This is a genomic window from Cardiobacteriaceae bacterium TAE3-ERU3 (genome assembly GCA_019218315.1).
Lineage (GTDB): Bacteria > Pseudomonadota > Gammaproteobacteria > Cardiobacteriales > Cardiobacteriaceae > JAHUUI01.
This window is the reverse complement of record JAHUUI010000007.1, coordinates 37,984-52,629: the sequence shown is the minus strand read 5'-3', so window position 1 is coordinate 52,629 and position 14,646 is coordinate 37,984. Positions and strand designations below refer to the sequence as shown.

12 protein-coding genes are annotated in these 14,646 nt (G+C 49.3%); 10 read left to right on the top strand and 2 right to left on the bottom strand.

The features are described from left to right. Positions 1-7 precede the first annotated feature (7 nt). The 8 genes from KRX19_11345 (at position 8) to KRX19_11310 (ending at position 8,266) form a co-directional block, all read left to right on the top strand. A complete protein-coding gene (locus KRX19_11345; GenBank protein ID MBV7435615.1) occupies positions 8-697 on the top strand; it encodes a TrkA family potassium uptake protein in 690 nt (229 codons plus the stop codon). Then, entirely contained in the window at positions 694-2,007 is a 1,314-nt protein-coding gene (locus KRX19_11340) for a TrkH family potassium uptake protein (protein MBV7435614.1), read from the top strand. Before KRX19_11345 ends, KRX19_11340 begins: the two co-directional genes overlap by 4 nt. Further along, positions 1,991-3,355, top strand: coding sequence for an MATE family efflux transporter (locus KRX19_11335; GenBank protein ID MBV7435613.1), 1,365 nt, complete (start codon positions 1,991-1,993; stop codon positions 3,353-3,355). The genes KRX19_11340 and KRX19_11335 overlap by 17 nt, the downstream gene beginning before the upstream one ends. A gap of 53 nt (positions 3,356-3,408) precedes the next feature. Beyond that, entirely contained in the window at positions 3,409-4,647 is a 1,239-nt protein-coding gene (locus KRX19_11330) for a lytic murein transglycosylase (protein ID MBV7435612.1), read from the top strand. Further along, positions 4,647-5,738, top strand: coding sequence for a 3-dehydroquinate synthase (gene aroB, locus KRX19_11325; GenBank protein ID MBV7435611.1), 1,092 nt, complete (start codon positions 4,647-4,649; stop codon positions 5,736-5,738). The genes KRX19_11330 and aroB overlap by 1 nt, the downstream gene beginning before the upstream one ends. A 62-nt stretch (positions 5,739-5,800) precedes the next feature. Continuing rightward, positions 5,801-6,808 carry an ACR3 family arsenite efflux transporter gene (arsB, locus tag KRX19_11320; GenBank protein MBV7435610.1) on the top strand — a complete coding sequence of 336 codons (1,008 nt, stop codon included), beginning with the start codon at positions 5,801-5,803 and terminating at the stop codon, positions 6,806-6,808. A 2-nt stretch (positions 6,809-6,810) separates the two neighbouring features. Then, a complete protein-coding gene (locus KRX19_11315) occupies positions 6,811-7,569 on the top strand; it encodes a YggS family pyridoxal phosphate-dependent enzyme (GenBank protein ID MBV7435609.1) in 759 nt (252 codons plus the stop codon). 4 nt (positions 7,570-7,573) lie between these two features. Next, complete coding sequence (locus tag KRX19_11310; GenBank protein MBV7435608.1) at positions 7,574-8,266, top strand: glutamine amidotransferase; 693 nt, start codon at positions 7,574-7,576, stop codon at positions 8,264-8,266. Positions 8,267-8,389: 123 nt separating this feature from the next. Here the strand turns inward: KRX19_11310 and KRX19_11305 are convergent, their stop codons facing one another. After that, a complete protein-coding gene (locus KRX19_11305) occupies positions 8,390-11,671 on the bottom strand; it encodes an autotransporter outer membrane beta-barrel domain-containing protein (protein MBV7435607.1) in 3,282 nt (1,093 codons plus the stop codon). A gap of 391 nt (positions 11,672-12,062) precedes the next feature. Here KRX19_11305 and yegQ point away from each other — a divergent pair, with 391 nt between their 5' ends. Together yegQ and arsC are read left to right on the top strand one after the other, a co-directional pair. Continuing rightward, a complete protein-coding gene (yegQ, locus tag KRX19_11300) occupies positions 12,063-13,406 on the top strand; it encodes a tRNA 5-hydroxyuridine modification protein YegQ (protein MBV7435606.1) in 1,344 nt (447 codons plus the stop codon). Between the two features lie 7 nt (positions 13,407-13,413). After that, complete coding sequence (gene arsC / locus KRX19_11295; GenBank protein MBV7435605.1) at positions 13,414-13,764, top strand: arsenate reductase (glutaredoxin); 351 nt, start codon at positions 13,414-13,416, stop codon at positions 13,762-13,764. A gap of 10 nt (positions 13,765-13,774) precedes the next feature. On the opposite strand, the gene KRX19_11290 is transcribed toward arsC, so the two are convergent. Next, positions 13,775-14,611: a M23 family metallopeptidase gene (locus tag KRX19_11290; protein MBV7435604.1), complete on the bottom strand. Its 837-nt coding sequence runs from the start codon at positions 14,609-14,611 to the stop codon at positions 13,775-13,777. Between the last annotated feature and the right edge of the window lie 35 nt (positions 14,612-14,646).

The window sequence follows — 14,646 nt, the reverse complement described above, 5'->3', positions numbered from 1 at the left end:
GGATGTTATGTTATTTGCCGTGATCGGTCTTGGTGTACTCGGTCGTAGTGCAGCGTTGGAGCTGCAGCGCATGGGCAATACAGTGATTGGTGTTGATATCGATAGTAAAGAAATCGACAAAGTCAGTGATATTTTGCAGTATTCCGCCATCGCTGATGCGACGGATAAAGGCATGCTCGAAGAGTTGAATTTGACCCGCTGTGATGGGGTCCTCGTCAGTATTGGTGATAACCTCGAGGCGAGCGTATTGTGTACGCTTAACTTGCGCGAGATGGGTATTCGCAACGTGTGGGTAAAAGCGAAAACAGAATCTCATGGTGCGATTCTTTCAGCGCTGAAAGTACGCCACATCATCCAGCCAGAGCACGATATGGGCATCCGTATTGCGCAGGCAATGAACTACCCAATCGTTGTAGACCATATGGCACTCGGTGATGATTTGTATCTGATTCAGGTTATTGCCAATGATATTTTAAATGGTCAGACCATTGAGCAGGCATTTACCGGGCACGATTCTATTGAGGTCTTTATGATTAAGCGTGGGGCAAGCGTCATGCGCTGCGATCAGCGTGATTTTGTGATTGAGCAGGGCGATCGTCTGGTGCTTTCAGGGCCGCTTGAAGCGCTCAAGCAGCTAAGCAAGGCATTTAAAGTGATTGAGCGCAATCGTGAATCAGGCGATCAGTTGTCGTCATGAATTTCTTTAGTAAACACCCGCCAGCAATTCTGACGCTGGGTTTTTTGGCGCTGGTTCTGGTCGGCGCTTTTTTGCTGTCGATGCCATTTGCTGCGATTCGCGACATCAGCATTATTGAAGCCATTTTTACTGCAACTTCTGCGGTAACCGTCACCGGCTTGGCTGTGGTGAGTACTGATGAGTACACCGTATTCGGGCAAATGGTGATTGCGGTGCTGATTCAGCTTGGCGGGCTTGGTTTCATGACTTTTGCGGTCTTGGCGGTGATGAGCTTGCACGGCAAATTCAGCATGACCGGGCAGATGGCAGCGCAAGAAGCATTGGGCAATGTCGGGCTTAACAAGATATTTAGTACCGCTAAGTCGGTGGTGGTATTTTCCCTGATCTTTGAAAGTATTGCCTTTGTCATTATGACGCTCTACTGGTGGGGAGATGTCGGGCTTGGCCGGGCAATGTATCAAGCGCTTTTTTATTCTATTTCTGCATTTAATAACGCGGGGTTTGCCCTGTCGTCAGATAGCTTGATCCCCTACGCTGGCAGCTTTGTGATCAATATGACGGTGACGTTGTTGATCATCATCGGCGGCTTGGGCTTTTTGGTTCTGGTCGATATTCGCGATCAGCGCCGTTGGTCGAAGCTTAGCCTCAACAGCCGCTTGGTGATCATGGCCACTGTGGGGCTGAACCTATTTGCATTTGCCGCTATTTGGCTGATGGAGCGTAACAACATCAATACCATGGCCGATATGTCGTGGTACGATCAGGCATTGCGCTCATGGTTCCAGGCGGTCACACCACGTACTGCGGGCTTTAATACCATCCCGACGGACTTAACTACTGATGGCACGACGTTCCTGACCATCTTGCTGATGTTCGTCGGTGGTGGTTCACTCTCAACTGCCAGTGGTTTGAAAATAGGCACATTTGTCGTGCTGCTTTTAACCACATGGTCGTATTTGCGCCAGCAGGAGCAAGTCACGGCAATGGGGCGCACTATTCCTGAGCGCTTGGTGAAAAAAGCACTGGCAGTGACGATTATTTCGTTGTTTATGATGGTGATTGCAATCTACACTTTGCTGGTGATTGAGGATGAGCACAACTTCCTTGATGTGACTTTTGAGGTCATTTCAGCACTGAGTACGGTTGGTTTGTCACGCGGGATCACCGGTAGCCTCTCTGAGCTGGGTGAGTTTGTCATTATCATCATGATGTTCGCCGGGCGATTAGGGCCACTAACTCTGGCGTACTTCATCGCTCTTCCTAAAAAACGTCGTATAAAATATCCGGATACCAATGTTCAAGTCGGTTGATACAGCGCTGTTGCGCAGCAAACTAGGGCGGACGGTCAGCTTAGGGCTGCCGCTGATTTTTACCCAGTTGCTCGGCTATATGCCGCAAGTGGTTGATACGGTTATGGCAGGTTGGCACAGCCCATTGACTCAGGCGAGCGTTGGGCTTGCCAGTCAAGTCTATGCGCTGGTATTCCTGCTCATGATTGGGGTGACGATTGCTATTTCCGCGACCGTCTCCAGCTACCACGGCGACGACAACGCTAAAGGCATTCGCCGCAGCTTCCAGCAAGGCTTGTGGATGTCCGGTATGCTCGGTGTAGTGACTTTTATCTTGACCATCATCAGCGCCTATATTCCGGGCTGGATCGGCAGTGCACCGGATATCGCCCACGAAGCGAAAATGTATTTGCTCACTTTAGCGCCGGGTGCTGCGGTATTCGTCTTTGCCCTTGGCGGGCGCTATTTCCTCGAAGGCATGGCGTGGCCGCGCAGCAATATCATTATTCAGGTCGCGCTGATACCGGTCAATATTCTCGGCAACTACGCATTCCTCACCGGCTGGTGGATTTTCCCACAGCTTGGGGCGCAAGGGATGGCAATTGCGACAAATGTCGCGAGCTTTCTCTACGCGATTTTGTTGTTTGCCGGCATTTACCGCAATCCACGCTGGCGGCGCTATCGCTTGTTCACCCATTTTGGCGCACCGGACTGGGTCGATTTACGCCTGTTCTTACGCCTCGGTATTCCCATTTCCTTGGCGATCGTCATGGAAGCGGGGCTATTTAATGTCATCGGTATGATCGTCAGCCGTACTAATGAAACACTGACCGCAGCTAATCAGATTGCGATCAACTTCTCGGCGATGGTCTTTATGTTGCCATTGGGGCTGTCGTCGGCAATGACTATCCTTGCCGCCAACGAACGCGGGCGCAAGGACTGGCGCGGCGTGCGCTATGTGTCGTTTATCGGGCTTGGTTTGTCGGTGTTGCTGATGTTGGTTACCGCTACCGTGATTGCGGTATTTAGTCGCCAAATTGCCGAAGTGTATAGCGACGTGCCGGAAATTATCGAGATTGCCTCGACTATCCTGCTCTTTGCCGCCGTGTTCCAAATTGGTGATGGCATACAGGTCGTTGCGGCTGGTGTGATGCGTGGGCTAAATGACAGTAAGATGGCGATGATCTACGCTCTGATCGGCTATTGGATGCTCGGCTTTCCTTCTGCATTGATTCTCGCCTACGTCTTTGATTATGGTATCTATGGATTGTGGTCGGGCTTGGTGATCGGGTTGAGCGTCAATGCGATCCTTGGCGCGCGGCGCGTGTGGCAGCTGGCGCATCTTGATCGCAGTGTTCCGCAAGCATAGACGCGAATTAACGCACAGACTAATATAACCCCTTTGTATATTGGAGCCGTCATATGATTCATCATCGTCATCCCGTCGTATTCCTGAGCTTGCTGCTGTTTGGCTGCGCGACCGGTGCGCCGACGGTGGTTTCTGATGGTGAAAAATTACCCGTCAGCTCAGCTTCAGTTCCGGTTGTAACACAGCAATACAGTAGTTTTGCTGATTGGCGGCAAAGCTTTATCCAGCGGGCAATCGCGCGCGGCATCAACCCGCAAACCGTCAATGCCGTCATGGCTGGCGCGGACTACCAGCAAAGTATTGCCAATCTCGATGGCAAGCAGCCAGAATTCAGCAAGCATATTTGGTCGTATCTCGATAGTGCCGTGTCCGATAGCCGTATCCGCCAAGGGCAGCAAAACTTTAATCAGCAGCGCAACCTGCTCAATAATCTCGCTCAGCGCTATGGGGTACCGCCTGAAATCGTCACAGCTATTTGGGGCTTGGAAACGTCGTATGGTGCGAATACCGGCAATAGCGATCTCGCTTCGGCACTCTCGACGCTCGCCTATGATGGCCGCCGCCGTGATTTTGCTGAAAATCAGCTGATTGCGATGATGCAGCTGGTCGAATCAGGGGATATTGAGCCGCAACAATTGCGTGGTTCATGGGCAGGTGGCATGGGGCAAACCCAGTTTATCCCGACCACTTACGCCGCGCATGCCGTTGATGGCGATGGTGACGGCCGCCGTAACCTGTGGACGACCGCAGATGCACTTGCCTCGACAGCCAGCTATCTCAGTGAGTCTGGCTGGCAACTTGGCTTGCCGTGGGGGATTGAAGTCAGTTTGCCCATAGGGTTTAGCGACCAATATGTCGGTGCAACGTTGCCTTGGTCTAGCTGGCAAGCACTCGGTGTTCAAGCCACGAGTGGCGGATTACCAGCCAATGCCCAAGCCACGCTGTGGCTACCGGGTGGTGTGCATGGTCCGGCATTTTTGACCACTAAAAACTTCGATGTCATCAAGGTTTATAACAACGCATCGAGTTACGCGCTTGCTGTTTCGCTACTCGGGGATGCCATTGTAGGGCGCGCATCGCTACATACGACATGGCCACGCAGTGCACAGCCGCTTTCCACTGCGCAAGTCACCGCTTTGCAGCAACGTTTGCAAGCACTTGGCTTTGATCCCGGTAAAGCTGATGGCATCCTTGGTGCCAACACGCGTAGCGCTTTTCAGGCATGGCAACGCAGCCAAGGCATCTTTGCTGATGGCTTCGTCGCCGAGCAAACCACACAAGGACTTTTCTAATGACCACCACACTTAACGTCAACCTACCCGTCGGGCAGGCACGCACTTACCCCATCGTCATTGATGCGGCGATACTTGGTGACAGCAGCGTAGTACAGCAGCACATCAAAGCGCAGCAAGTGTGCATCGTTAGTAACGATACCATCGCGCCGTTGTATCTCGATACGCTCAAATCCGCACTTGATGGCAAAACCGTGATTGAAGTTATTCTCAAAGACGGCGAACAATACAAAAACCTCGACGCAGTTAGCGCTATCCTCGACGCACTGGTCGATGCACGCTTTAACCGCGACGCAGTGATTGTCGCGCTTGGCGGCGGGGTCGTCGGCGACATATCCGGCTACGCGGCAGCGAGCTATCAGCGCGGCATCCATTGCGTGCAAATCCCGACCACCGTACTCGCGCAAGTTGATTCTTCGGTTGGCGGCAAGACTGGCGTTAACCATCCACGCGGCAAAAACATGATCGGTGCATTTCACCAACCACAAGCGGTGCTGATTGATCTCGATGTGCTTGAAACTTTGCCACCGCGTGAATACAGCGCCGGGCTCGCCGAAGTGATTAAGTACGGCTTGATCAACGATCCTGATTTTTTCGTTTGGCTTGAGCAAAATATCGACGCGATCATGGCACACGACCGCGCCACGCAAATTGAAATGATTGCCCACTGCTGCCAGAACAAAGCTGATGTGGTTGCTGCTGATGAGCGCGAAAGCGGGCAGCGCGCTCTGCTTAACCTCGGGCATACGTTTGGCCATGCGATTGAATCACTGACTCACTATCAGCGCTACCTGCACGGCGAAGCGGTTGCCATCGGCATGGTTATGGCCGCACATTTGTCGCGCAACCTTGGCTATATCACAGATGCCGATATTGAGCGTATTGTGGCGCTGTGCCAGCGCGCCAACCTGCCTACGGTTCTCGACGCGAACCTCAGCAATGAAGCCGTTTACGATGCAATGCTGCTCGACAAAAAAGTTGCCAAAGGTCAGTTGCGCCTCATCGTCATGCAGGGCTTTGCCGATTGCACCATTATGGGCGCGGATAAAGAGCATATTCTTGCCGCCATTGCCGCAGTAAATGCGATGTAAGTAATTATTTCAAGAGTGGTGCGGTTTGCGCCTCAATCTTGGCAACCAATTCAGGAGATGCTATGGGCTTATTTGAACGCTGGCTGAGTATGTGGGTGGGGCTGGCGATGCTCATCGGCGTCGTGCTGGGTTTGCTTGCACCCGATACGATTGGCGTTGTCGCGGCGGCAGAAGTCGCGCACGTCAATCTTGTTGTTGCCATACTGATTTGGCTGATGATTTTTCCAATGATGTTGCAAATCGATTGGTCTGCAATGAAGGATATTGGCAGCAAGCCTAAAGGACTACTGCTCACGGTCACGATTAACTGGCTAATCAAGCCATTCACCATGGCGCTAATTGCGTGGTTGTTTTTCCGTGGCCTGTATGCGAACTGGGTCAGTGCGGACGACGCACAAGCCTATATTGCCGGTATGATCCTGCTCGGCGTTGCACCATGTACCGCGATGGTGTTTGTCTGGAGTCAGCTGGTTAAAGGTGATGCCAATTACACCCTGATGCAGGTCGCGGTGAACGACGTCATCATGATCTTTGCCTTTGTACCAATCGCCGGATTATTGCTTGGGATCAGCGACATCCATATTCCGTGGGCGACTTTGTTGCTCTCGACGCTACTGTACGTAGTCTTGCCGCTGGTTGCAGGCATCTTGACCCGCAACCATTACCTGCGTCGTGGCAAATCAATTAATGAACTGGCAGCACAACTTAAGCCTTGGTCCATCGGCGGCTTGATGCTGACCGTGGTGCTGCTGTTTGCCTTTCAGGCACAAACCATCATTGCGCAGCCGCTTTTGATCGTGCTGATCGCCATTCCTTTACTGCTGCAAACCTATGGTATTTTTGCCGTTGGTTGGTTGGCCGCCAAAGCCTTGCGCTTGCCGTTTAATATCGCAGCCCCAGCTTGCCTGATCGGCACCAGTAATTTCTTTGAGCTGGCAGTTGCGGTTGCTATCTCGCTCTTCGGTCTGCACTCTGGCGCGGCGCTTGCAACCGTAGTCGGGGTACTGGTTGAAGTACCGGTGATGCTGTCGCTGGTTTGGTTACTCAATCGCACGCATAAGGAGGCATGATCATGACTGAGCGTCACTACCCAAAAGCTGATAGCCGTGAGGCACTTGCAGCCAATTTTGCCGACATTCAACAGCGCATCGATGCTGCCTGCGCCAGTGCAGGGCGTGATCCAAGCAGCGTGCGCCTGTTGCCGGTGAGCAAAACCGTCGATGCCGCCATCATTCGTGAGGCTTACGAACTCGGCTACCACGGCTTTGGTGAAAACAAAGTGCAGGAAGCATGGGATAAATACAACACCATGAATGATTTGCCGATTCAGTGGTCAGTAATCGGGCACCTGCAAACCAATAAAATCAAATACGTCGCGCGCTTTGCCAGCGAATTTCAGGCGCTCGACAGCCTGCGCGTCGCGGAGAAACTCGACGAACGCTTAGGCGCAGAAGGGCGGACGCTTGACGTGCTGGTTCAAGTCAACACCTCTGGCGAAGAAAGCAAATACGGCCTCGCACCTGCTGATGTACACGATTTTGTGCAACAACTCGCACGATATCAAAACCTCAATATCAAAGGATTGATGACGCTGGCGCTACTGTCGAATAACAATGAAAAAGTACGCGATTGCTTTGTCCTGCTGCGCCAATTGCGCGATGAATTGCGCCGTGATTTACCCGCAGGTATGAGCATGGATGAACTATCGATGGGCATGTCTGGTGATTTTGAAATGGCGATTGCCGAGGGCGCAACCATCGTCCGTATTGGGCAAGCAATCTTCGGTGTGCGCGATTTACCGGACAGCCACTATTGGCCGGAACAAAGGTGAACACATGAAAACTGCACTCGTTATCCGCCATCTCCATTTTGAAGACCTCGGCATCATTGCTGGTGTCCTGCACGAACAAGGTTATCAAGTCCGTTATGTCGAAGCCGGGTTGTGTGATTTTTGTGCGCTAGATCCAGTTGCCGATGATTTGCTGATTATCCTTGGTGGGCCGATTGGCGCGTATGAAGAAGCAGCTTACCCATTTCTGCGTGATGAACTCGGTTTTATCGAGCAGCGCCTGCAAGCGAATAAAGCCATGCTTGGCGTGTGTCTTGGTGCGCAGTTGATTGCGCGGTTGCTCGGTGCAAAAGTAAAAAGTATGGGGCATAAGGAAATTGGATTTGCGCCTTTGCAACTGAATGAAGAAGTGCAGAATAATCCCTTGGCTGGATTGGCAGATGTACCAGTATTGCACTGGCACGGCGACCAATTTGCCATTCCCGATGGTGCCGCCCACCTTGCAGCCAGTGCTGCTTGCCCAAATCAGGCATTTAGCTATGGTGAGAATGTACTTGCACTGCAATTTCATCTCGAGGCTGACCCGCACAAGCTGGAGCAATGGCTCATCGGCCACGCCTGTGAACTCGCGCAAGCGGGTATTGACCTACAGCGATTACGCGACGATGCACAACAGTATGGCGCGGCGCTTACTGCAGCTGGTGAGCAAGTGATGATGAGCTGGTTTGCAGGTATATAAAAATATTTTCGTAAAACGGGTATGAATTAGGGTAAATAAAGCAGAATTTTGCTTTAGTCGTTATAACAAAAATGCCGCAGGATGAGTATCCTGCGGCATTTTTGCTAATAGTGTAGTGTAGACTTACCAGCTATGGCGAATACCAACCTGACCAGTAATACCACGACGGGTATTGTTGTTCAGGGTGTGTAAGTATTGTGCACTGCCATAGATATAGGTTGACTTATTGATTGGGAATTGACCACCAGCGCCAATTTCAAGCCAGGTATCTTTACCTATATCTTCTTTGATGTCGGTACCACCAACGGTTACTTGTGTAGGAGCAATCAGTTCGTGAACGATACTGGCTGTGAGGTGGAAGTCTTTTGCTGCTTCCCTATCAGCTGGCTTGTCGTTATATCCAAAGCGTAAGCCAAGGCGAGGGCGCAGGCTGTGGCTGTTGTAACCATCAATTTCAGTGATGCCGTCTTTGAAACTATGGTAGTTGGTCATTTGCCAAGTCAGCTCAGCTTGTGGCTCAATAAACCAGTTACCATGATCACTGTCGCTAACAGTTATCGGCATGCCGGCTTCTGCTGATGCAGACAAACCCCAACCTTTTTGGTTACTGTTACCATTGAGTACATCGCTGTATTTGTTATTGATGAAGTGTATGCCACCGATCAGATCAACGTAATTGCCATCTTCATCATAGCGAGTATGGTAGCCACCAACGCCGTAGATATCGCCTCTGATCTTGCCAGTGAAACTTTGTTGCCCCAGAGTGATACGTGCACGATCAGAAATATCGGCATTGGCGTGTGCATAGGCTACGTAAATACCGCTATGTTGGCGACTGTTCTGGTTGTCGCGATTGATATCTAAATCCCAGCCAAGTTGTGCATATTGTGTTTTCTGATCCAAATCAAAACGCTGTTTTCCATTGAGAGAGAGTGACTCATGGCGAATACGACCCCATATCTGTTGATCATTGTGGTCATCATTCCAGTTTAGGACTTGCTGTTCATCGACGCGTTGGTGCAGGTGATTGCCCAACATACCTATAACAGCATTACGGTTGGCGAGTTGGGCAACGCTATAGCCTGCTACAGCTGGGCGATAGACTTCGGGCTGATAGGCACCATGATTACTATCATTGCTGTTACCTTTGCCAGATTTTTGTCCTTCGTCGGGGGTTTGTCCTTCGTCGGGGTTTTGTCCTTCGTCGGGTTGGATAGAGTTGTCATCAGAAGGCTTACGCTTACTTTGTAGATAGAAGCCTTCATTCTTTTTATAAGCTAATTTATTGTAAAGATACGCACCTGCTTCAACATCACTAGATAAAGTGAAAGATTTATCCGCATCAGTTATTGGCATTGTTGCTGTACTTGTATCAATTAGCTGAATACCATTTGTATCGGCTTTTGTAGGTTCTTCACCTGGTTTGTTTACTTTAACAACTTCAACTTCTGTCTCGCCGGATACGTTACCTTTCAGAATAAGTTTATCTGTTTGTGGATTATCAGTAAGTAGCGTATGTAGCTTAACTTTGCCACCGCCTTCGTAGTCACCATCAATAGTTAGAGTGTTAAACGTAGGGGAAGCAGCACCTGAATCATTATCGAGTTCGATAGTACCTTGGTTGGAAACATTGCCGACAATGGTAGTGCTATCGCCTTTGGAAATAAGTGTTGTATTTTGATCAATAAATAGGCCGCTGTCATTTTGTTTATCACCAATTTTCACTGGATCTGGCCCAGTTAATGCAAGCGTGGCTTCTTCTGTTAACTCAATTTTTTCCCAATTTGTAAGTTGGCTACCATTAAAACCATTTGCTGGGTTTATGATGTTGCCAATAAGCGTTAGGGTGTCAAATTCGTTGTTACTATTAGAATCAAGGCCTCCATTAAGTTCAGTTAGTTCAGAGATATCTACAGCCTTTGTCGATCCATCGAATTTGACTGTATCCCAACCATTTTGCATATCAATTTTGCCAACTAGTTTGCCACCATTTGAGGTGAAACTCTCATTGTAGTTGCTGCCATATAAAGAATAGCCACTTTGGGCACTGAGAGTAGCACCATTAATGATATTAATGGTACGAGCTGCAGTTAGCTGTGCTTTATCATCTTGTATACTTGGATCTGGCTCTAACAAACTTAAATCAATTGCATCTCCGTTTTCTGCGGTGATTATTCCAGTATTATTGATATTGATGTGTTTGATATTGTCTTCGGGTATATTGGCAATGTTGATACCATCACCATTGTTAGTAGTAATCGTGGTATTTTCACCAAGCCCGATAGTGAGTTGATTTGGTGCATCTGACTGAGTCTTGCCGTCTACAAAAGTGAGCGCACCACCAGCAAGTTGAATCCAGTTGAACTTGCTTTTTGTTGTATTATCAGCAAGTAATCCACCTGCTTCATCAGTGATTGCAATGCCATGACCGTCACCACTAACATTAATGGTTGCCTTGCTACCACTTTGCTCAATTTTGCCATGAGTAAACTGAATAGCAGCGCCATTGTGGGTATTAATGGTTAGGTCTTTGTTAAATGTGCTTTGAGGTATTGCGTCGTCACTGCCTTCACCGGTCCCTCTAGCATGCCCAAAAAGGCTTTTTTCATATTCATAGGCATGTGATATTAGGCCAGCACCTTCACTAGGTGTCTGTGTGAGGTCGCTGATGTCCGTATTAATTGTAACTTTTCCAAACTCAGCAGTACCACCGCTAATAAGGATAGCTGCATTTTGACGTTTTATTGCTCCGAGGGAGTCAAGTTGGCTTATTTGACTATTAATAGTGAGATCTTGCTCAAATATCAGCTTACCATAGTTTTGGTTAATACCATTGACTGTACCAGTGTTATTGATTGTTGTTTTATAATCTGAGTTTAATGCCGCAAAATAATTGTAATTGGCTATAGCAGCACCTGTATAAAAATATGGCGTTGCATTAGCAGCAATACTCAGTATGTTGTTATCCCCTTTGAATGTTACGCCTGAATTTTCTTTTTCAACTCCTCCATAATTATCCTTTTTATTACGTATAAGAATTAAACGAGGACTTCTTTGGCGATCAGCGTTCTCTGTATCTTGAATGGTTACGGTGTCATTAAAAATGAGGTTGCCGTGGTTGCCAGACGTGATAGCGCCTTTGCCTCTACCTGGAACATTAGGTGCGTTAGCAATGCTTGTAACAGTTAAAGGTGTATTAAACTCTATGGTTGAATAGTCTAAATTCATATAGAATCGACCATTATCAATGGTGCAGTTTCCTTCGTACTCTCCATTATTTATATGAAATAAGGAAAAATTAGAGGGAGAGTTGAGAGAACAAGAATAAGCTTGGATATCTGGTGTATAAATTGCTGCAGTAATGACGCTGGCGAGTAGTGTAGGTTTGAGATTAGGTATGTGCATGATTGCTCCAAATATGCAATGGATTCTTTGTAGAAAAAGATTGCCAGCTTGATTGCTGGAAAATTCGTATTTTATAGTTATTTTTTAAATTACTATAAAACGGTAATGGTTACCTGATTTTTGTTAAAAAGTTCGCTTATGTGATGTAATTTTTATACTAAATTTATTTTCTCAGTGGTAAAATTTTTTAAAAAAGTTGAACTGATATTAAGATGTTGCCATCTAGATAGCTATTTTAGCTTACCTGGCATAACTTGCAAATATTTAGTTTAATTTAATTTGTATAAATTTTATAATGCATACTATAGTTGTATTATTTGTGGCAGTGACGATTTTGCCGCTGTTGTGCTAGGATATTACGAATATTATTCTAAAAACGATAGCAGTCTTCATGAAGCCAAATATTGAATTACTCGCGCCCGCCGGGTCGCTAAAAACCATGCGCTATGCCTTTGCTTACGGTGCGGATGCGGTTTATGCCGGTGCCGCGCGCTACTCTTTGCGCATGCGCGGCAACGAGTTTAACGACGACAACCTGAAAACCGGGATTGATGAGGCGCATGCGCAAGGCAAGCAGTTCTTCCTCACCGTCAATACCATGCCGCATAACTACAAGTTGCAAACGGCGATCCGCGACCTGACGCCATCGCTATCAGCTAAGCCGGACGCGGTGATTATGTCCGACCCCGGCTTGATTATGCTAGTGCGCGAAGCATTTCCTGACTTGCCGATCCATTTGTCGGTGCAGGCCAATACGGTCAACTGGGCGACGGTCAAGTTCTGGCAGCAGAACGGTATTAGCCGCGTAATTTTGTCGCGTGAACTGTCGCTCAAGGAAATCGCTGAAATCCGTGAACGTTGCCCGGACATTGAGCTGGAAGTCTTTGTTCACGGCGCGCTGTGTATCGCTTATTCAGGGCGCTGCCTGCTTTCGGGTTACTTCAATAACCGCGATCCCAATCAGGGCACTTGCACCAATGCTTGCCGCTGGCAATACAGCACCCACGGCGCGCAAGAGGAAAGCGACGGCAGCTTTATTCCTACGCCTGATCAGATCTTCTCCCCTGATGCACTGCAAGGCATCACGGACAGCCGCGAGCGCCATCCGGCAGCAGATGGCGTGTATTTTCTCGAAGAAAAAGAGCGCCCCGGTGAATACATGGAAATCAGTGAGGACGAGCACGGCACTTATATTATGAACAGCCGAGACCTGCGTGCCATTGAGCACGTTGGTGAACTGGTGCGGATTGGCGTGGATTGCCTGAAAATAGAAGGGCGCACCAAGTCGTATTACTACGCCGCGCGTACCGCGCAGCTCTACCGCCAAGCAATAGATGATGCACTGGCGGGGCGTGAATTTAATCCCATACTTAATGACAAGCTCGAAGGGCTGGCGAACCGTGGTTATACCGATGGCTTTTTTGTGCGCCGTCAAATCAAGGCACAGCAAAATTACGCCAATGGTTCATCCAATGCCGCGACACAGCAGTTCGTCGGTGAAATTACCAGCTATGATCCGGCAAGTGGTCGCGCGACGATTGAAGCAAAAAACCATTTTGCGATTGGCGACCGCCTCGAAGTGATTACGCCAAGTGGTAACCGCGAAATTACCCTTGATCAATTGTGGCTGGCAAAAAATGGTGAAGCAATTGATGCAGCCAAAGGCAGCGGCTGGATCGTGCAAGCCGATATTGGTGAGATTGATCAATACGCGTTGTTGGCAAGGAATTTGTGAGGAAAGCATGAGTCAAATCACCATTTACCACAACCCGAAATGCAGTAAATCGCGCAATACGCTGGCGGCTATTTGTGAGCGTGGTATCGAGCCGCAGATTATTCACTACCTCGACAATCCGCCGGATGAGGCAACATTGCGCAAGTTGATTGCCGACAGCGGCATCAGCGTACGCGAGGCTATGCGTGAAAATGAAGCGCTGTATCAGGAGCTCAATCCACAAGGGCGTGAATTAGATGACGGCGAGCGCATCGCGATGATGCTCGCCCATCCTGTGCTGATTCAGCGCCCGTTTGTGACGACGGAGAAAGGCACGCGCCTGTGTCGGCCGGAAGCGTTACTTAACGAGATCCTTTGATCGATATTTTCTACAGTTCTTTAGCACCTGCTGTAGAAAAGCACTTGCCAGTTTCAGGTATTGCGATGCGATTACCTTCCTCGTCGCGGATATCGCTCAGCTGAAAGGGTATGCCGGCTGCGGAGGCGGCGTACTTGCGATCCATCAGCTGGAAGTGCAAATGCGGTTCCGAGCTGTTGCCGGTATTGCCAATTTCGGCTATGACTGCGCCTTGCGAGATGCTGTCGCCAATCTTGACCCATGCGCTTCCTTTGCGCAGGTGTGCATAGAGCGAGTACACGCCATTGCCGTGATCGATGACGATATGGTTGCCGAGCGTGAAGCGTGGCGGCAGTATGCTGCGCACCAGTGCTTCCAGCGTCATCATAAACAGCAGTGCAGGATAGCTGCTGCGGCTGCGATGGTCGTTGAGCTGTTGATCGCAACTGACCACCACACCATCAGCAACGGCGTAAACCGGTTCACCGAATGAGGAGAAAGACGTGGCGGGTCTGAAGCCGTTGCACCACGGTACTGTGCCGAAGTCTTCGCGTCTATGCAAAAAATCAATGCCCCAGGTTTGCCCCAAGTGGCGGGTGCCGTGGCTGGGTACTTTATCAGCCGGGCTGTTTAATGCCATGAATGTGCCTTGCACGGGAGATGTAATCTCGACAGGGTCATAATCTACTTTGCGCGGCTGGATGAACATCATCGCTAGCAGCAGGACAAATACGGTAAAGAACGGTGCATGTGGTGGTATGTTCAAAGCTGCTGCCAAGCCTATCCAGCCAATAAACAGCCAGAATGGTAGGGGCGTTATGCCGGAGATGGCACGTCGTGCGCGGTCTATGACGGTTGGCTTTTGCATAATCGTTCTCCTCAGTGAAGAAATGATGATGGTGA

Excerpts from the sequence above, each read along its gene's own strand:
- KRX19_11345 (MBV7435615.1), top strand. The coding sequence starts at position 8 with ATGTTATTTGCCGTGATCGGTCTTGGTGTACTCGGTCGTAGTGCAGCG.
- KRX19_11340 (MBV7435614.1), top strand. The coding sequence starts at position 694 with ATGAATTTCTTTAGTAAACACCCGCCAGCAATTCTGACGCTGGGTTTT.
- KRX19_11335 (MBV7435613.1), top strand. The coding sequence starts at position 1,991 with ATGTTCAAGTCGGTTGATACAGCGCTGTTGCGCAGCAAACTAGGGCGG.
- KRX19_11330 (MBV7435612.1), top strand. The coding sequence starts at position 3,409 with ATGATTCATCATCGTCATCCCGTCGTATTCCTGAGCTTGCTGCTGTTT.
- aroB (MBV7435611.1), top strand. The coding sequence starts at position 4,647 with ATGACCACCACACTTAACGTCAACCTACCCGTCGGGCAGGCACGCACT.
- arsB (MBV7435610.1), top strand. The coding sequence starts at position 5,801 with ATGGGCTTATTTGAACGCTGGCTGAGTATGTGGGTGGGGCTGGCGATG.
- KRX19_11315 (MBV7435609.1), top strand. The coding sequence starts at position 6,811 with ATGACTGAGCGTCACTACCCAAAAGCTGATAGCCGTGAGGCACTTGCA.
- KRX19_11310 (MBV7435608.1), top strand. The coding sequence starts at position 7,574 with ATGAAAACTGCACTCGTTATCCGCCATCTCCATTTTGAAGACCTCGGC.
- KRX19_11305 (MBV7435607.1), bottom strand. The coding sequence starts at position 11,671 with ATGCACATACCTAATCTCAAACCTACACTACTCGCCAGCGTCATTACT.
- yegQ (MBV7435606.1), top strand. The coding sequence starts at position 12,063 with ATGAAGCCAAATATTGAATTACTCGCGCCCGCCGGGTCGCTAAAAACC.
- arsC (MBV7435605.1), top strand. The coding sequence starts at position 13,414 with ATGAGTCAAATCACCATTTACCACAACCCGAAATGCAGTAAATCGCGC.
- KRX19_11290 (MBV7435604.1), bottom strand. The coding sequence starts at position 14,611 with ATGCAAAAGCCAACCGTCATAGACCGCGCACGACGTGCCATCTCCGGC.